The organism is Tomitella biformata AHU 1821, from assembly GCF_000524475.1.
In the GTDB taxonomy this organism is placed as follows: Bacteria; Actinomycetota; Actinomycetes; order Mycobacteriales; family Mycobacteriaceae; genus Tomitella; species Tomitella biformata.
In genome coordinates this window covers 120927-138127 of the sequence record NZ_BAVQ01000043.1, presented here as the reverse complement: position 1 = coordinate 138127, position 17201 = coordinate 120927, and the positions used below count along the sequence as shown (strand labels likewise).

Below are 17201 nucleotides of genomic sequence, written 5' to 3'. Positions count from 1 at the left end.
GCGCTCTACGCTTGGCCGGGTGACTCGACGGATCCTTACAATGGCGGCTCTGCTGGCGCCGGTCGTTGCGCTCTTGATTGCCGGCTTCACCGTGGTGGTGCCATTCGTGGCGATGGGCCCGGGGCCGACGGTCAACACACTCGGCGACACGGAAATTGCGGTCGACGTCGATGGCGAGCAGCAGACACAGACCGTGCCCGTGGTCGATGTGACCGGCGCGCCCGTCGACCCGACGGCCGGCAACCTCAACATGACCACCGTCGCCGTCCGGGACCAGCTGACACTGTTCGAGGCGATCGGGCTGTGGGCGAGTGGCGACAACGGCATCGTGCCGCGCGACGAGGTATATCAGCCCGGCAAGTCGAAGGACGAGATCCAGCAGGAGAACTCCGCCGACTTCCAGTCCTCTGAGACCAGCGCGGAGCTCGCGGCGCTGCGATTCCTGGACAAGCCGTTCGCGCTGGCCCCGGCCGTCGGGCAGGTGGTGGCGGGCGGCCCCGCGGACGGCACGCTCGAGCCGGACGATGTGTTGTTGCGGATCGGCGGCGTCGAGGTCGCGGATGCGGCCGCGGCCAAGGCCGCGATTGGCGCGAAGCAGCCGGGCGACAACGTGGAGATCGAGATCCGCCGCGGGGCGGACGTGCAGACCAAGACCGTCGAGCTGGGCAAGTCGGGGGAGGGCGACGATCAGACGGCCGTCCTCGGCATCCTGCTGAGCGAGGTGCCGGTCTCCGATGTGGACGTCACGTTCAACCTCGCCGGTATCGGCGGTCCGTCGGCGGGCCTGATGTTCTCGCTGGCCCTCGTGGACAAGCTGAGCCCGGGGGAGCTCAACGGCGGCAAATTTGTCGCTGGCACCGGCACCATCGACGAGAACGGCCAGGTGGGCCCCATCGGCGGGATCACCTACAAGATGGCCGCGGCCCAGGCGGCCGGGGCGACGATCTTCCTGGTGCCGGCCGCGAACTGCGCCGAGGCAGCCCGGCACGTGCCGGACGGCCTGGACCTGGTGAAGGTCGAGAGCCTGGCCAGCGCGGTGTCCGGATTGGCGGCCGTCGCCACAGCCGACGGCCAGGCGCCATCCTGCTAGCTGCCGACTAGTCCTCGGGGTCGGCCTCGAACGTGGCCCGCAGCGCGTCGAGCATCTCCGCGCCGAGGCCCTCGTACTGCAGCAGTTCGACGCGGCCCTGCACGGGCGAAGGCGCGACTGCGCCGTCCGGCGTGCGCAGCTGCAGCAGACTCAGCCCGCGGCCGTCGCGCAGCACCCCGGAGTAGAGGCGCGCGTCCTGGCTGGCCGGGTTTCGGCGGGCCCGAGTGGGATCGGCGTCCACGTCGGCGTCGGCGCCGGGCGGCAGCACCACTATCTGGCGCACCAAGATCGCGCCGACGACCGAATCGGGCCAGGTGATGCCGGAGACGATCTCGCCGAGCGCGTCCGGATGCTGGTCGATGTCCTCATGCAGGGCGGCCTGCTCGATGGGGGTCAGGCCCGCGCTGTCGAGATCATGGATCAGGGAGGGGTCCGTCTCGGCGAGCAGCGAGGTGGGGACCAAGGCGAACATCTCGGGCCGCTGGTCCCAGCCGGTATCGTCGACGAACTCGGCGACCTCTCGGATGCTGGTGCCCAGGTTGGCGAGGGAATAGGACGTGGAGTGAAACTGCGTGCTCATCGCCATATCTTCGCACCCGCGCGGGAAGGTCAGGAACTGGCTCGGTTTTCGGGCCGTTGAGTGGGTAGCCGGGCTGTTCCGTACAGTACGGATCAATGTGGTCTCGCAGTGCGGGGCACAAATCCAGGTGGCGCCAGGCGCCGCCGAATGAGGTTGGAGTGTGAGACGTGGGCGTGCGACCGTCCAGCGGTATCCCGCAGCTATCCCGGAGAAGCAAGATCCTGCTGGGCCTCGGCCTGGTTGTGGTGTTGGGATTGCTGTTCGGCCCGCGGCTGCTAGGCATCTATATTGATTGGCTCTGGTTCCGCTCGGTCGACTACGGCTCGGTGTTCAGCACCGTCGTGCTCACGCGGATCATCATCTTCGCCGTGGTGGCGATTTTCGTCGCCGCCACCATCTTCGGCTCGATCCTCATCGCCTATCGGACCCGCTCGGTGTTCGTGCCGGTGTCGAATCCCCATGACCCCGTCGCGCGGTATCGCTCGCTGGTGATGGGCAAGCGCAAGACCTTCGCACTGGGCATTCCGATCGTGATCGGCTTGATCTCGGGCCTAGTGGCGCAGGACAGCTGGCAGATGGTGCAGCTGTTCTTCAACGGCGGCGACTTCGGCATCCAGGACCCGCAGTTCGGCTATGACATCGGGTTCTATGTGTTCACGTTGCCGTTCATCCAGGCGATTCTGAGCTGGCTGTTCGTCGCCCTGTTCATCGCCTTCTTCGCGGCGCTCGTCACCCACTACATCTTCGGCGGCATCCGTCTGGCCGTCAGCGAGGGCCGTCTCACGCGGGCCGCGCGCGCCCAGCTGGCCATCATCGCGGGATTGTTCCTGCTGGTCAAGGCCGTCGCGTACTGGTTCGACCGCTACGCACTGCTCTCTAACGACTCCAAAATGCCGACGTTTGCCGGCGCGGGTTACAGCGACATCCACGCGGTGCTGCCCTCGAAGCTGATCCTGATGGCCATCGCGGTCCTGTGTGCGCTGGTCTTCTTCGCGGCCATCGTGCTGCGAGACCTGCGGATCCCGGCTCTGGCGACGGCGCTCATGGTGCTGTCCTCGGTGCTGATCGGCGCTGTGTACCCGCTGATCGTCGAGCAGTTCTCGGTCAAGCCGAACGCGGCGCAGAAGGAGTCCGAGTACATCACCCGGAACATCCAGGCCACGCGTGATGCATACGGGATCAACAACGTCACTGATGGCGGCGATGTCACTTATCAGTCGTATCCGGGCGCGAGCACGAAGAGCCCGGTCAACGTCCCCGCGGACCACACCACCATCGAGAACCTCCGCCTGCTCGATCCGAACATCCTCTCGCCCACGTTCACGGCGCGGCAGCAGCTGAAGAACTTCTACGGCTTCCCGGACATGCTCAACATCGACCGCTACGAGGTCGATGGCGAGCTGCAGGACTTCGTCCTCGCGCCCCGCGAGCTGGCGCCAGGGAGCTTCACCGGCAACCAGACCGACTGGATCAACCGCCACACCGTGTACACGCATGGCAACGGCATTGTCGCTGCCCCCGCGAACACCGTCACCTCGTCCCCCGGTGCGGGCCAGGAGAGCGCCGGCGGCTATCCGGTGTTCACGGTCAGCGACCTGACGGTGCAGTCCGATATCGACGCGCTCAAGGTGGACCAGCCGCGGATCTACTTCGGCGAGCTGATCGCGAAGACGCCGCAGGACTACTCGATCGTCGGCGCGGCGGGCTCGGCGCCTCGCGAGTACGACACCGAGACCGAGAAGTACACCTACACCGGCAAGGACGGGGTGCCGATCAGCAACTGGATCAACCGCCTCGCCTTCGCCGCGAAGTATGGCGAGCGCAACATCCTGTTCTCGAACGCCATCGGCTCCGACTCCAAGATCATCTTCAACCGGGACCCGCGGGACCGGGTCCAAGAGGTGGCCCCGTGGCTGACCACGGACGCCGGCGCCTACCCCGCGGTGGTCGACGGGCGCATCCAGTGGATCGTCGACGGGTACACCACGCTAGAGAACTACCCCTACGCCCAGCGCGCCTCGCTGGACGATCTGGTCTCCGACAGCGTCGACGCCGCGACTGGCCGACCGCTGCCGAAGAAGGAGGTCTCCTATATCCGCAACTCGGTGAAGGCGACCGTCGACGCCTATGACGGCACCGTCACGCTGTACGAGTTCGACGAGAACGACCCCGTGCTCAAGGCGTGGAGTGGCGTGTTCCCGGGCACGGTCAAGCCGAAGGGCGAGATCAGCGAGGACTTGAACGCGCACATCCGCTACCCGGAGGACCTGTTCAAGGTGCAGCGCGAGATGCTCGCGAAGTACCACGTGGACGAGCCGACGGACTTCTTCACGAACGACGCGTTCTGGACGGTGCCCACCGACCCCACAGTGGAGACGGACAAGAACCAGCCGCCGTACTACCTGCTGATGGGCAACCCGGAGACGGCGACGCCGGAGTTCCTGTTGACCAGCCCGATGCGCGGCTATCAGCGTGACTTCCTGTCTGCGTACATCTCGGTGTCTTCGGACCCGAAGACCTATGGGCAGATCCTGGTGCGCACCCTGCCGACGGACTCGCAGACACAGGGCCCGAACCAGGCACAGAACTCGATGGTCTCGGACGCGAAGGTGTCCACCGAGGTGGCGCTGCTCAAGCAGGCCAACAAGGTGCAGTACGGCAACCTGCTCACGCTCCCGATCGCCGACGGCGGCATCCTCTACGTCGGCCCGCTGTACACGGAGCGGAACTCGACCACCGGCGGCACCTTCCCGCAGTTGACGCGAGTGCTGATGAGCTACACGGACTCGAAGGGTGGCGTGAAGGTCGGCTACGCGCAGACGGTGCAGGAGGCGCTCTCGCAGATCTTCGGCGCGGACACCGCGGGGCTGGCGACCAGGCCCGCGCCCGAGGGAGAGGCGGCGCCCGCCGAGCCCGCCAATCCCGAGCCCGGGACTGACGGCTCCACGACCCCGGCGGAGACTCCGACAACGCCGGCTCCGACACCGGCGCCGACCGGTGACGCGGCGGCCGCCGGTGTCGCGGTCAACGACGCGATGAAGGAGCTCAAGACGGCGCAGACGAGCGGCGACTTCGCGGCGTACGGCAAGGCGCTGGAAGACCTGGATAAGGCCATCGCCAACTGGCAGGCGGTCACCGGCAACACCGGAAACTAGCCTCGCCGGAAGATAAAACCGCAGGTGGGCGGGGGATTGGAAGCCGATTTGCTTCCGCCCCCGCCCTCCCTGTAACGTTCTCTTTGCAGCGCGGGGTGGAGCAGCTCGGTAGCTCGCTGGGCTCATAACCCAGAGGTCGCAGGTTCAAATCCTGTCCCCGCTACTAATACTCAGGCCCGGAACCAGATCATGGTTCCGGGCCTGAGTGCATTGCAGGTCAGTGCGGGTCGACGAAGAGCGCTTCGATGTCCGGGAGCTGCTCGAACCGGGTGAACGTGCCTTCCTCCGCGATCTCCCTGGCCGCCGCCAGGAACCCGCCCCATGCGACGCGGGCCAGTGTGCCGCCCACGCTGATCCGGCGTACGCCCAGGCCCGCCGCCTCGCCGACGGTCAGATACGGCGCGTTGATCAGCACGTTCACCGGGGCCGGGGCCACCGCCGCGATGATCGCGGAAACCTGTCCGGCCGTGTCGATGCCCGGCGCGTAGAGGCAGTCGGCGCCGGCCTCGCTGTAGGCGCGAAGGCGGCGGATCGTCTCGTCGAGGTTCGGGCGTCCGCACACGAATCCCTCGGACCGGCCCGTGAGCACCACGCCGGTGCCGCTGTCGTCGATCGCGCGTCGTGCGGCGCGCACGCGCTCTACCGCGAGGTCGAGGTTGTGGAGCGGCTCACCTCCCGCGGATTCCTCGCCCGTGAAGTCCTCGATCGAGAGGCCGGCGATGCCGGTGGCGACGGCAAGCGACACGTTGTCGTAGACCCGCTGCGGGTCGGACGCGAACCCGCCCTGGAAATCCGCGTTCACCGGCACGCCCACCGCGTCCGCGAGAGCCCTCAGGTGGCCCAGCGACTCCTCGAGGTGGACCTGGCTGTCCCCGCGGCCCATTGTCCAGGCGAAGCCGGCGCTCGTGGTGGCGAGCGCTGGGAAGCCCAACTGCTCCAGGGCCTGGGCGCTGCCGATGTCCCAGGGGTTCGGCATCACGAAGCAGCTCGAGGTGTGCAGGTGATGAAAAGTGGTCACTCGGTCGTCGTGCAGGGCCATGGCGTCCTCCAGAAGGGGCGGACCCAGCGTACTCCGCAGGCCCGGCACGGACGGTGGTAATTGCCGCCCCAAAACTAGGGTAGTGTGGTCTTTGCAGCGCGGGGTGGAGCAGCTCGGTAGCTCGCTGGGCTCATAACCCAGAGGTCGCAGGTTCAAATCCTGTCCCCGCTACTAATGAAGACCGGTTCGGACTTACACAGTCCGGGCCGGTCTTTTTTGCGCTGGTCAGGGTGTCACAGGCAGTGTGAGCGTCTGGGCGGCGTCGGCCATGAACTCGACCCGCTGCGAGACCAGGTTTCCGCGGAAGGCGGCATTGCCGCCCGCAAAGCTCACGCCGATACGGTGGCCGGGCTCGAAGCGATGGACGATGGGGGGCAGCGTGATGTGGAGGGGCCCGCCGGGGTTGAGCACGCGGATGGGCGCCACGAGGTCGTGGATGGAGGTCTCTGCGCCGTCGGGCCCGATATCGACGATCTGCGCGAACACCACGGTCGAACGCTCCAGAGACCCGTTCCCGCCCGGGTCCGCGGCAAGGCTGATGTCGAGGGTGGGGGCGCCGACGACCGTGAGCGAGGTGGCGAGCGGTTCGCTGGCCCAGTCCGCCGTCGTGCCCGGCGTGGAGAATTGGGGGAGCGGGATCGCGGCCCCCGGATCTGGCGGGACGGGCAGGCCGGAGACGCCGGTGGTCAGACCCCGCAGCGCGTCACCACCTGTGAGGTCGAGCGTGATGGGAGATCCCACGCGGGGGTCCGCCGCGCCGGCGAAGGCGGGGGCGGCGTTGCCGGAGTACTCCACCCAGTCCTGGAAGTAGGCGAAGGCGGGGCCGGTGTCCACGGTGCTGCCGAGCAGCTGGCTGTCGAACCAGTCCACGATGCGGCCCGCGACGTACTGGGTGTCAGGGTCGGGGGCCGCGGCGTCGAGCTCGCCGGGGGCAGGCGGGCCGGAATGCCCGCCGAGCTGCCAGATCATCTTCACCTCGACGCCGCGGGCAGCCAGCGCGTCGTAGGTCGACTGGGCCGCGCTCAAGTTGAACAGCGTGTCGTTCTGGCCCTGGATCAGCAGCGTGGGGATGGCGATGGCGTCGGTGTAGTGGGCAACCGAGACGCTCTCGAACAGGCTCATCGCGCGCTGGTCGGGCCAGCCGGTGAGGAGCGCGTTCACGAGGGCGGGGCAGACCTCATCGGTGAAATTCGGGCACGGCAGCGCGCGGAGGGGGGTAGCCAGGTACCCGTCCGGGCCGGGGGAGAGCATCCCGGCCAGGGCGAGCTGGTCGGTCCACACCGCCTTGGTGACGCCAGGTGTGGGCTCGCCGCTGTCGGAGACCAGGCTGTTGGGGGCGAGGGCGGATCCGAGGTCGTGCCACGTGATCATGGGGACGATGGTGTCGATGCGCGGGTCCACAGACGCGGCGGCGAATTGGACCTGACCACCGTAGGAGCCGCCGACCATGCCGACTCGGGGGTCGTGGTCGCTGGGCGCGCCGCGATGGTCCACGCTGTCGCGGGCGATGAAGTCCGCGCCGGGCAGGGGCTGGCGGTGCTCGGGGTCCGCGAAGGCGATACCGTCCTGCCCGCCGAGGTAGTCGACGAGCTGGCTGGCCGCCTTGCCGTCGTATCGCGGGTCGTCGAGCGTGACCTTGCAGGTGGAGCCGCCGAAACCCAGGCCGGAATAGGACAGGACGGCATAGCCGCGCCCGGCGAGCATGCGGGCCATTGGAGCCTGGTCGTTTTTGGAGCCGCCGAACCCATTGGTGGTGAGGATGGCGGCGACGGGGTGCTCCGGGCTCGCGGCGGTGGGCCGGTAGAGATCGCCGACGATATCGCAGGAGGTTGCCGCGTCATCGGGGCCTACCTGGACCGCGAAATGCAGTGTCTGGACGGCGACCTCGAGGCCTTGGGCGGCGGCAGGAGATCCCGCGGCGGCAGAGAAGGCCAGCAGGGCGGCGGTCGTGACGGACAGAGTGCTGATGATCCGCATGTGCGATTCCCAGGTCGGCGAATAACCGGATTCTCGGGCCGTCACACGACGGGAGTGCCCGAGATAGTGCGTGGGACACCTACTTCCGCCGTGACAACAGGTTGCATGTGATTTGCAACACTACTGTTTAGGTGGGCGCGGCACACGGGAATGGCCGTGTGTCGACACAATGGCACGTCTATCGAGCGGGATGTGGCTAGAGATCGATGATGGTGCGCTTGAGCAGCTTGCCGGTGGCGTTGCGGGGCAGCTCGTCCAGGAACAGGATCTCGCGCGGCACCTTATAGCGGGCGAGGTTTTTGCGGACGTGCTCCTTGAGCTCGTCCGGGTTGGGGGCCGCGCCATCGGCCAGCACGACGGCCGCGCGCAGCCGGTGTCCGAAGTCCGCGTCGGGCACGCCCACGACAGCAGCCTCGAGCACGTCGGCACGCTCGACGAGGAGGTTCTCGACCTCGAGCGGGTAGACGTTCTCGCCGCCGGAGACGATCATGTCGTCGTCGCGGCCCTCGATGAACAGCAGACCGCGCTCGTCGAAGTAGCCGATGTCGCCGGAGGACAGGTGCCCGTCGATCAGCTCCTTATGGCGGCCATCGGTGTACCCGCCGAAACTCAGGCCGCTGCGCACGAAAATGCGGCCGGTGACGTTCGGCGCGGTGATCTTGCGGTCGTCCGGGTCGTAGAGCACCACGGAGCAGGTCACGGGCGGCCTGCCCGCGGTGCCGGGTGCGACGCGCAGGTCCTCGGGGGTCGCGACGGTGGCGACGGCGACCTCGGTGGAGCCGTAGAGGTTGTAGAGCACCTCGCCGAAGATCTCGGCGGTGCGCCTGCACAGGTCCGGGGACAGCGAGGAGCCGGCGGCGAAGATGATGCGCAGCGAGGACGTGTCGTACTTGGCGAGGACTTCGGGACCGAGGTCGATGATGCGCTGCAGCATGGTGGGCACCACGATCAGCGCGTCAGCCCTGTGCTCGGCGATTCCCGCGAGGGCCTTCTCCGGGTTGAACCTTCGGTTGAGGATCACCGTGCAGCCCAAGGCGATCGAGATGATGAACTGCGAGACGCCGGTGCCGTGGAAGATCGGCGCCGCCATATACGTGACGCCGCCGCGCCGCAGCGGGATCCGGTCGAGGAACTGCGCCGACGCGAACACCGACGTGCGCTCACGGGGTGCGCCCTTCGGTGTGCCGGTGGTGCCGCTGGTCAGCAGCACAAAGCCGCCGGGCTTCTTCGGCGCGGGGGGTGGGCTGGTGGGGCTCGACGCGATCAGCCCATAGATGTCCTGGGGGCCGGCGGACGCGTCGTGCCCCTCTTCGGCCCATGACAGATAGCGGGTGATGGAGTCGGGGATGACGCTGAGGAGCTCGGCGAACTCGCTGTCGAAGACGAGGGCCTCGACGCCCTCCCGCGCGGACACGTCCGCCAGCTGCGGCCCGGCGAACCCGGTGTTGAGCATGACCAGCCGCGCGCCGATCTTGCCGCTGGCCAGCATCGTCAGGACTAGGCCGCGGTGGTCGCGGCACAGCGCGGCGATGATCGAGCCCTGGCCGAGGCCGGTCGACAGCCAAGCGTGGGCGAGGGCGTTGGACTGCGCGTCGAGCTCGGCGAAGGTGAGGGGGCCGAGCTCGTCGATGATGCCGTCGCGGTCGGGGGTCATGCTGGCGGCGTGCTTGGCCGCGCCGACGAACGGGCCGTATTTGCTCAGGCTGATCAGGGAGTGGATGCCGTGATCCAGACGGGGGAACGGGACCAGCCCGGAGCGCTGCATCACCCGAACCGCCTTGGCTACCTCGACCGCCCTCGCCGTCCCCTGCGACAGAAGCTCTCTCGTCTTGCCCAACTCGATCATTCGTGCCCTCCCGACAACTCCACGTGACAGTGCTGGGCGATGCCCGCAACCCCTTGCATTGCGGTTCACCTTATAGGGAATTGGCAAACTATCTGTGATGTGAAGTCCTAGGAATCTGCCGCCAGGGACTCGGCTGGCCGGCGGATCAGGACAGCCCCGATGCCCCATGCCAGCGCGCAGAGTCCGGCAGCCGCCAGGATGGCCGCCTGAAATCCTTCGACGTTGCCGGCCGATGACGTTCCTGCCGAGTTCACGGTGGAGACGATGAAGCCCGCGACTGCCACCCCCAGCACTCCGCCGAGCTGGCGGGCCTCGGTCGTCATCGCCGAGATCTGATGGTGTTCCCCGGCGGGGACGGCCCGCATCGCGGTGGCGGTGGCCGGGGTGAGGACGAAGGGACGGGCCAGGCCGAACAGCAGCAGCGCCGCCACCATCGCGGGGATCTGGCCGCGCCCCGCGAAGACCGCCACCATGATGAGCGAGACGGTGACGAGTCCGAGGCCGGTGAGGATCGGCAGGGTGGGGCCGCGGCGGTCCGCTACCCGGCCGGCCAGCACGGATAGCAGCGGCGAGCCCAGCACCGTCGGGAGCAGCAACGCACCGGCCAGGAGGGCTCCGTAATCGAGCGACTGCTGCAGGTAGAGCACCACCTCGACGGTGAGGGCGAGGATCGCGAACTGCAGGGCGAATAGTGTCAGCAGGCATCCCGCGGCCGCGGGGATTCGGAGCAGTCGCAGCTGGATCAGCGGGTCGTCGCGGCGCTGCTCTACCAACAGGAACGCCGCCAACGCGGCCAGTCCGGCGAGCGCCAGTGCGAGCGGCCCGCTGGACAAGCCGCGATAGCCGAGCTCCAGCAGCCCCTGCACCAGCGCGGCGAGGCCCAGCATGAGCAGGACGAGCCCGGGGAGGTCGATCTGCGGTGGCTGGGGGGAACGCGCGTCCGTGATCCACGTGCGCCCCATGACCAGGGCCGCGGCCACGAGCGGCACGGGGAGCACGAACACCCAGCGCCAGTGCGCGTGGTCCACGAGGAGCCCGCCGAGCACCGGGCCCACGAGCAGGAACACGGAGCCGCCGGCGGCGAGCGCCCCGACAGCCCAACCCCGCCGGGCCGACGGCAACGCGGACGTGACGACGGCCAGTGACAGCGGGACCGACAGGGCGGCGCCCACGCCCTGGATCGCGCGTAGGGCCAACAGGACCTCGATCGACGGCGCGAGCGCGCAGGCGACCGACGCGGTGCCGAACAGCGCCGCCCCGAACAGGAAGAGCGGACGCCGACCGAACCTGTCTGCGAGCCGCGCCGCCGCCGGCATCATCGCCGCGAGGACCACCAGGTAGATGCCGATGACGAAATGGGCTTCGGAGCCGGTGGAACCGAGGTCTCGGCGCAGGGCGTCGAGTGTGACCGGGCTGGCGGTCTGGTCGAGGAAGACGAATCCATTGGCCGCGCACGCCGCGATGAGCACCCCGCGCGCCCGCGGGCCAACGCCTTCGTCGGACGGGCCGTCCTCGGTGGGATCGCTACGGGTCGCCATGGCCTCGACGCTATTCCTCTTGCTATGCGGGGATGGGGACATTACGATTTGTGCAACATTCCCCCGTGATCGGAGTCCGGTGCTCATTTCCAGGTAGTTCGCAGCTCATCAGCCGCACACCTTGGGAGCATCGTTGTCTCATTCTCTTGTCATTTCTGATCTGCATTTTTCCTGGCCCGACGGCACCGTCGTATTCGATGGCCTCAACGCGGTGTTCCCCGCCGGCGCGACCGCGCTGAGGCCATCAACGGCGCGGGGAAATCGACCCTCCTCAAGCTCGTCACCGGCGAGCTGGCCCCTGTCCGCGGCTCGGTGAGTGCGGAGGGGGCCATCGGCGTGCTGCCGCAAGACATTGTGCTCGATGCGCACCGCACAGTCTCAGATATGTTGGGGGCCAAGGAGATTCGTGCGGCACTGCGTCGCATCGAGGGCGGGGTGGGGTCGCCCGCGGACTTCGACGTCGTCGGCTCGGACTGGGATATCGACGAGCGCTGCCGGGCGATGCTCGGGCGGCTGGGCCTGGCGATCGACGATCTCGACCGGCCCCTCGGTGCGGTCTCCGGCGGCGAGGCGACGCTGCTCGCGCTCGCCGGGCTGCTGCTGTCCGGGCCGGGGACGCTGCTCCTCGACGAGCCCACCAACAACCTCGACGCCGCGCATCGCCGGTATCTCTATGACGTGATCGCGGGCTTCGGCGGGACCGTCCTCGTGGTCAGCCACGACCTGGAGCTGCTGGAGCGGGTGGGTGCGACGGCCGAGCTGCGCGATGGGCAGATCCGGCTCTTCGGCGGCCCGTACAGCCACTACCGGGAGGTGATCGACGTGGAGCAGCAGGCCGCCCGCGAGATGGTCGCGGACGCGAAGAACAACCTGCGCAAGCAGCGTGGAGAACTGATCGACGCGCAGACCAAGGTGGACCGCAAGGCCCGCTACGGCAAGCAGATGGCCGCCAACAAGCGGGCGTCGCCCCTGGTCCTGGGCATGTGGAAGAACAGCTCCCAGGTCACCGCAGGGAAGCTGCGCGGCGCGCACCAGGCCGCGGTGGAAGACGCACGGGGCGTGCTGGACAGCGCGGAGGCCCTGCTGCGGGACGATGATGCAATCCGCATCGACCTGCCCGACAGCGCTGTCCCCCCGCGGCGCGAGGTACTTGTCGGGCTTGCCTTCTCAGGCGGGGAGCTGGAGATCGTCGGGCCCGAGCGCATCGGCATCGTCGGCCGTAATGGCGCCGGCAAGACCACCCTGCTGCGCACGATCATGGACAGCGACGGGCTGCGGGTGCCGGTGGCCTATCTGCCGCAGCGGCTCGACATCTTCGACGACGCCGAGACCCTGGCCGAGGCCGTTTCCGCGGCCGCGCCCGAGGCGGACCAGCAGGATGTGCGCGCGCACCTGGCCCGGCTGCTGTTCCGTGGCCGCGCTGGCGACAAGGAGATTGGCTCGCTCTCGGGCGGGGAGCGGCTGCGCGCGGCGTTGGCCGTGGTGCTGTTCCGCCGGCCCGCCCCGCAGCTGCTGATCCTCGACGAGCCCACCAATAACCTGGACCTGGACTCGGTGGAGTCGATGGTCGACGCGCTGGGGACCTGGCCCGGGGCGCTGGTGATCGTCAGCCACGACGAGGGTTTCCTGAACCGCGTGGGGATCGATAGGCGGGTGGAGCTGTGAGCGGCGGTGGGGAGACATCTGTTGTGCAGTTAATCGGGTGGAATCGCGAAAACTTCTGATTACCTGCACAACAGATGTCGGCCAGGCTATTTCAGCTCGGCGGAGGACAGGTCCAGCACCCGGCGGGCCACAATGAGCTGCTGGATCTGCTGCGTGCCCTCGAAGATGTCGAGGATCTTCGAGTCCCGCGCCCACTTCTCGAGCAGCGGCCGCTCGGAGTAGCCGTAGCTGCCCGCGAGCTCGACGGCCTTGAGCGTGACGGCGGTGCCCATGCGGCCGGCCTTCGCCTTGGCCATCGAGGCCTCGAGCGAGTTCGGCTTCTTGTTGTCGGCCATCCACGCGGCGCGGATGGTCAGCAGGTAGGCGGCCTCCCAATCGGCCTCCAGGTCCAGGTAGGCGGCGGCCGCCGCGTGCTGGTTGTTGACGGGGGTGTCGTAGGAGACGTCGACACCGGCCTCGGTGAGGATCTCGCGGAGCTCCTCCAGCGCGGCGCGGGCCAGGCCGACGGCCATGCCGGCGACCAGCGGGCGCGTGTTGTCGAAGGTGGCCATGACGCCGCCGAACCCCTTGTTGACGTCCACCTCAGGGCTGCCGAGCAGGTTGTCCTGGGGGATGCGGCAATCCTCGAGCAGCAGCACGGCGGTATCCGACGCGCGGATGCCCAGCTTGTGCTCGAGTCGGGCGACAGACAGGCCCGGAGCGTCGCGCGGCACCACGAAGGACTTGATGGCGGCGCGGCCCTTGGACTTGTCGACGCTGGCCCACACCACGATGTGGGTGGAGCGCTCGCCAGCGGTGACGAAGATCTTCTCGCCGTTGAGGACCCACTCGTCGCCGTCGAGCACGGCGGTGGTGGAGACGGCGGCGGAGTCGGAGCCGAAGCTGGGCTCGGTGATGGCCATCGAGGCCCACACCTTGCCGAAGCGCTCGAGCTGCTCATCGGTGGCGACGGCGGCGATCGCGGAGTTGCCCAGGCCCTGATAGGGGATCGAGAGGGTGAGGCCGACGTCGCCCCAGCAGGTCTCGATGACGTTCATCAGGGAGGCCATGTTGCCGCCGTTGACGTTTCCTTCGGTTTTCCGCTCCGTGCCGCGGCCCATCGTGGCGCCGGAGGCGGCCTGGCCGGCGTCGGCGAGGCCCTCGACGAGGCTGGCCATCGTGTCGAGCTCGACGGGGCGCTCGTGCTCGGCCAGGTCGTACTTGCGGGAGATGGGGCGGAAGATCTGCGCCGCGGCCTGGTGGGCCTGGTTCGACGCGGCCTTCATCTTCTTGGGGAGTTCAAGGTTGATCATGGTGTCTCCGAGTTGGGGAGGAGGGAATTAGATGATGGCCGCTAGATCAGGACGATGCCTTCGGCGACGCCGATGCCGCGCAGATCGCGGTACCAGCGCTCCACCGGGTGCTCCTTGGTGAAGCCGTGGCCGCCGAGCAGCTGCACGCCGTCGAGGCCGATCTTCATGCCCTTCTCGGAGGCGAGGCGGCGCGCCAGGGCGGCCTCGCGGTTGAATGCGAGCCCCTGCTCGGCGCGCGCGGCGCCGCGGTAGGTGACCAGGCGCAGGCCGTCGAGCTCGATGGCGATATCGGCGACCATGAACGCGACTGCCTGGCGGTGGCTGATGGGCTCGCCGAACGCCTCGCGCTCGTTGACGTAGGGGATCACGTAGTCCAGGACGGCCTGGCCGGTGCCGACGGCGAGCGCGGCCCAGCCGAGGCGGGCCAACGCGATGGCGTCGGAGAACTCCTGCGCGCGGGTGGCGGAATCGGCGGAGCCCAACAGCGCGGTCTCAGGGACCGAGACATCGGTCAGCAGCAACCGGCCCAGTCCTGCGGCGCGCAGGCCCATGCTCGGGTCCGCCTCGACGACGAGGCCCTTGGCTCCGGACTCGACGATGAAGAACGCGGGGCGCCCGTCCAGCTCGGCGGCGACGATGAACAGCTCAGCGGTGCCGGCCGCGGGAACCATGGACTTGACGCCGCTCAGTCGGTAGCCGCCGGGGGAGCGGACGGCCTTGGTGGCCAGCTCGAACGGGTTGAACAGCGGGCAGGGCTCGGCCACGACCAGTGCCGCGCCGGGGACCGTCTCGCCGGCGAAGGCGGGCAGGTACGTCTGCTGCTGGGCATCAGTGCCCCACTGGGTCAACGCGACCGCGACGCCACTGGGGGCGAGGATCGGCAGGGCCAGGCCCATGTCGCCGTGCGCGAGGGCCTCGGCGACCAGCGCGTTGGTGACTGCCCCGCGCTCCTCGGCGACGCCGTCGAACTGCTCGGGGATGTTGATCATGGTGACGCCCAGCTCGGCGGCGCGGCCGAGGAGGTCGGCGGGGGCCTGTGCGGCGGCGTCGGCGTCGTGCGCGGCGGGACGCAGGATCTCACCGGCGAAATCGGCGACGGTGTCGACGATCATCTGCTGCTCTTCGGACGGGGTGACGTCGAAGCCGCCGGCGGCCGCGGACTTGAGGCGCTGCGGCTTATCGGAGCCGCCGGACTTGGCGAACATGCGGTTCGCCGCGCCGATGGTGCGGAAGCCCGTCTTGGTGCCCTCGTACGCGACGCGGTCGACGGTCTCGCGGATCTTGTATTTATCAGCCAGCGGCGATCCGGTGATCGTGGTCAGCAGCCGCATGGCGGTGCCGATGGCGTCCCGCTTGACGGGGCTCTTGCCAATAGTGGAGTCGTCACGGCGCTTCGCCGGACGGTCCTGGACGGGGGGCTTACCGTTATTGCTCATTGTCACCAGCTGTTCCTGCGATGGCCGCGGCCATGGAATGTGTGGGCTTTCGCCTTATCTTACTCAAAAGTAAGGTGACCCGCTAGTAGGGGGTGGCGAACGTGGCATTGGGCTACGGTCCACGGCATGGGCGTAGACGGCGCGATGCGGGTGAAGGTGTGCGGAATCCGGTCCGCGGAGGACCTGATGATCGTCCTCGAAGCTGGTGTTGATGATATCGGATTCATTTGCGGCACAACGCACTTCAGCGAGGATTCGCTGACTCCGGACGAGGCGTCGCGGCTGGTGGCACTGGCCCCCGCGGACGCGTCGACCGTGCTGGTCACCCACCTCGTGGATCCGGCGCAGATCCTCGCATTGGCCGACCATATTGGGGTACGGGGCATCCAGCTGCACGGCCCGGTCGACGACGCGGCAGCCGCGTCGGTGCGGGCCGGGGCGTTCGGACGACGGGTCACGCGGGCGCTGCATGTGGTGGCCGGGATGGGCCTGGCAGAGATCTCGTCGCTGGGGCGGACCGCCGACGCGCTGCTGCTGGACTCGCGCACCGCGGAGCGGCTCGGCGGGACGGGGCAGGTGCATGACTGGTCGATCAGCGCCCGGATCCGGGAGTTGGCCGGTGCGCCCGTGATCCTGGCGGGCGGGCTCACGCCCGAGAATGTCGCGGAGGCGATCGCCGTCGTGCGCCCGGCCGGGGTTGATGCGAACTCGGGGCTCGAGGACGTGCGGGGAGATAAGGACGCGGGGCGGGTGCGGGAGTTCGTGGAGAGGGCTCGCGCCGCGCGCGCCAGTTAGGCCTGGAGCCGGCTCAGGACCGCGTCGTGCAGGGGCCCGTTGCTCGCGATGGCGCTGCCGCCGGCGGGGCCGTTCTCGCCCTCGAGGTTGGTGAAGCGCCCGCCCGCCTCGCGGACCAGGACGTCGAGCGCGGCGAGGTCCCACAGGGAGACCTCGGGCTCGGCGGCAATGTCCACGACGCCCTCGGCCACCATGCAGTAGGACAGGAAGTCGCCGTAGCCGCGCACGCGCCACACGTCGTCGGTCAGGGCGATGAACTGGTCGCGGATACCGCGGTCGCGCCAGCCGCTCAGGCTGGAGAAGGACAGGCTCGCGTCGGACATCTCCGCCACTGTCGACACGGACAGCCGCCGGGCGAGGCCACCCTCGAAGTTCCCGAACGAGCCCAGGCCCGACGCGGCCCACCAGCGACGCGAGAGGGCCGGGGCGCTGACGACGCCGACCACCGGCACACCGTCCTCGAGCAGCGAGATCAGCGTGGCCCACACGGGGACGCCGCGCACGAAGTTCTTGGTCCCATCGATCGGGTCGATCACCCACTGGCGGCCGCGGCCCAGCGCGTCGCCGCCGAACTCCTCCCCCAGGACGGCGTCGTCACGGCGCTCGATGTCGAGGATGTCGCGGATGATGCGCTCCACCGCGAGGTCCGCATCGGAAACTGGCGTCATGTCCGGCTTGGCGCTGACCTTGAGGTCGTCGGCACGGAACCGCTTGCCGGTGATGGAGTCGGCGCGGTTGGCGAGGCGCAGGGCGAGGTCCAGATCGGAGGCGTACATGCACGTCACCGT

Annotated in this window: 11 protein-coding genes, 2 tRNA genes and 1 pseudogene; 6 read left to right on the top strand and 8 right to left on the bottom strand. The window is 68.6% G+C overall.

Annotated features, from left to right (window positions below; all coding sequences use genetic code 11):
- Nucleotides 1-40: 40 nt before the first annotated feature.
- Nucleotides 41-1090, top strand: a complete 1050-nt coding sequence (locus TBIF_RS14395) for a YlbL family protein (RefSeq protein ID WP_084611714.1) — start codon at nt 41-43, stop codon at nt 1088-1090.
- Nucleotides 1091-1097: 7 nt separating this feature from the next.
- Here the strand turns inward: TBIF_RS14395 and TBIF_RS14390 are convergent, their stop codons facing one another.
- Nucleotides 1098-1670: a PPA1309 family protein gene (locus tag TBIF_RS14390; RefSeq protein WP_024795480.1), complete on the bottom strand. Its 573-nt coding sequence runs from the start codon at nt 1668-1670 to the stop codon at nt 1098-1100.
- Between the two features lie 167 nt (nt 1671-1837).
- On the opposite strand from TBIF_RS14390, the gene TBIF_RS14385 reads away from it, so the two are divergent.
- Nucleotides 1838-4825, top strand: coding sequence for a UPF0182 family protein (locus tag TBIF_RS14385; protein WP_024795479.1), 2988 nt, complete (start codon nt 1838-1840; stop codon nt 4823-4825).
- An 89-nt stretch (nt 4826-4914) separates the two neighbouring features.
- Nucleotides 4915-4988, top strand: a tRNA-Met gene (locus tag TBIF_RS14380).
- Nucleotides 4989-5042: 54 nt separating this feature from the next.
- Here the strand turns inward: TBIF_RS14380 and TBIF_RS14375 are convergent.
- Nucleotides 5043-5843: an isocitrate lyase/PEP mutase family protein gene (locus TBIF_RS14375; protein WP_235174746.1), complete on the bottom strand. Its 801-nt coding sequence runs from the start codon at nt 5841-5843 to the stop codon at nt 5043-5045.
- Between the two features lie 118 nt (nt 5844-5961).
- On the opposite strand from TBIF_RS14375, the gene TBIF_RS14370 reads away from it, so the two are divergent.
- Nucleotides 5962-6035 (top strand) — tRNA-Met (locus tag TBIF_RS14370).
- A 54-nt stretch (nt 6036-6089) separates the two neighbouring features.
- On the opposite strand, the gene TBIF_RS14365 is transcribed toward TBIF_RS14370, so the two are convergent.
- The 3 genes from TBIF_RS14365 to TBIF_RS14355 all read right to left on the bottom strand — a co-directional run bounded on the left by TBIF_RS14365 (nt 6090) and on the right by TBIF_RS14355 (nt 11225).
- The gene (locus TBIF_RS14365; protein ID WP_038171236.1) at nt 6090-7841 is read right to left on the bottom strand and encodes a CocE/NonD family hydrolase; all 1752 of its coding nucleotides are present in this window, start codon (nt 7839-7841) and stop codon (nt 6090-6092) included.
- 196 nt (nt 7842-8037) lie between these two features.
- A complete protein-coding gene (locus TBIF_RS14360; protein ID WP_051461556.1) occupies nt 8038-9687 on the bottom strand; it encodes an acyl-CoA synthetase in 1650 nt (549 codons plus the stop codon).
- A gap of 107 nt (nt 9688-9794) precedes the next feature.
- Nucleotides 9795-11225 (bottom strand): MFS transporter, encoded by a 1431-nt coding sequence (locus TBIF_RS14355; RefSeq protein WP_024795475.1) that lies wholly within the window; start codon nt 11223-11225, stop codon nt 9795-9797.
- 133 nt (nt 11226-11358) lie between these two features.
- Between TBIF_RS14355 and TBIF_RS23685 the strand changes: the two are divergent.
- A pseudogene (locus TBIF_RS23685) lies at nt 11359-12890 on the top strand (ABC-F family ATP-binding cassette domain-containing protein).
- Between the two features lie 86 nt (nt 12891-12976).
- On the opposite strand, the gene TBIF_RS14345 reads toward TBIF_RS23685, so the two are convergent.
- Nucleotides 12977-14182: an acyl-CoA dehydrogenase family protein gene (locus tag TBIF_RS14345; RefSeq protein ID WP_024795474.1), complete on the bottom strand. Its 1206-nt coding sequence runs from the start codon at nt 14180-14182 to the stop codon at nt 12977-12979.
- A 41-nt stretch (nt 14183-14223) separates the two neighbouring features.
- Nucleotides 14224-15618: an acyl-CoA dehydrogenase family protein gene (locus TBIF_RS14340; protein WP_038171234.1), complete on the bottom strand. Its 1395-nt coding sequence runs from the start codon at nt 15616-15618 to the stop codon at nt 14224-14226.
- Between the two features lie 126 nt (nt 15619-15744).
- Between TBIF_RS14340 and TBIF_RS14335 the strand changes: the two genes are divergently transcribed.
- Nucleotides 15745-16413 carry a phosphoribosylanthranilate isomerase gene (locus tag TBIF_RS14335; protein ID WP_235174744.1) on the top strand — a complete coding sequence of 223 codons (669 nt, stop codon included), beginning with the start codon at nt 15745-15747 and terminating at the stop codon, nt 16411-16413.
- Here the strand turns inward: TBIF_RS14335 and hisN are convergent.
- Complete coding sequence (gene hisN / locus TBIF_RS14330) at nt 16410-17189, bottom strand: histidinol-phosphatase (protein ID WP_207164732.1); 780 nt, start codon at nt 17187-17189, stop codon at nt 16410-16412. The two genes, TBIF_RS14335 and hisN, sit on opposite strands and share 4 nt — an antisense overlap.
- Between the last annotated feature and the right edge of the window lie 12 nt (nt 17190-17201).

Bases quoted from the DNA above. Each gene is read 5' to 3' on its own strand.
- TBIF_RS14395 (WP_084611714.1), top strand. From the start codon at position 41: ATGGCGGCTCTGCTGGCGCCGGTCGTTGCGCTCTTGATTGCCGGCTTC.
- TBIF_RS14390 (WP_024795480.1), bottom strand. From the start codon at position 1,670: ATGAGCACGCAGTTTCACTCCACGTCCTATTCCCTCGCCAACCTGGGC.
- TBIF_RS14365 (WP_038171236.1), bottom strand. From the start codon at position 7,841: ATGCGGATCATCAGCACTCTGTCCGTCACGACCGCCGCCCTGCTGGCC.
- TBIF_RS14360 (WP_051461556.1), bottom strand. From the start codon at position 9,687: ATGATCGAGTTGGGCAAGACGAGAGAGCTTCTGTCGCAGGGGACGGCG.
- TBIF_RS14355 (WP_024795475.1), bottom strand. From the start codon at position 11,225: ATGGCGACCCGTAGCGATCCCACCGAGGACGGCCCGTCCGACGAAGGC.
- TBIF_RS14345 (WP_024795474.1), bottom strand. From the start codon at position 14,182: ATGATCAACCTTGAACTCCCCAAGAAGATGAAGGCCGCGTCGAACCAG.
- TBIF_RS14340 (WP_038171234.1), bottom strand. From the start codon at position 15,618: ATGAGCAATAACGGTAAGCCCCCCGTCCAGGACCGTCCGGCGAAGCGC.
- TBIF_RS14335 (WP_235174744.1), top strand. From the start codon at position 15,745: ATGGGCGTAGACGGCGCGATGCGGGTGAAGGTGTGCGGAATCCGGTCC.
- hisN (WP_207164732.1), bottom strand. From the start codon at position 17,189: ATGTACGCCTCCGATCTGGACCTCGCCCTGCGCCTCGCCAACCGCGCC.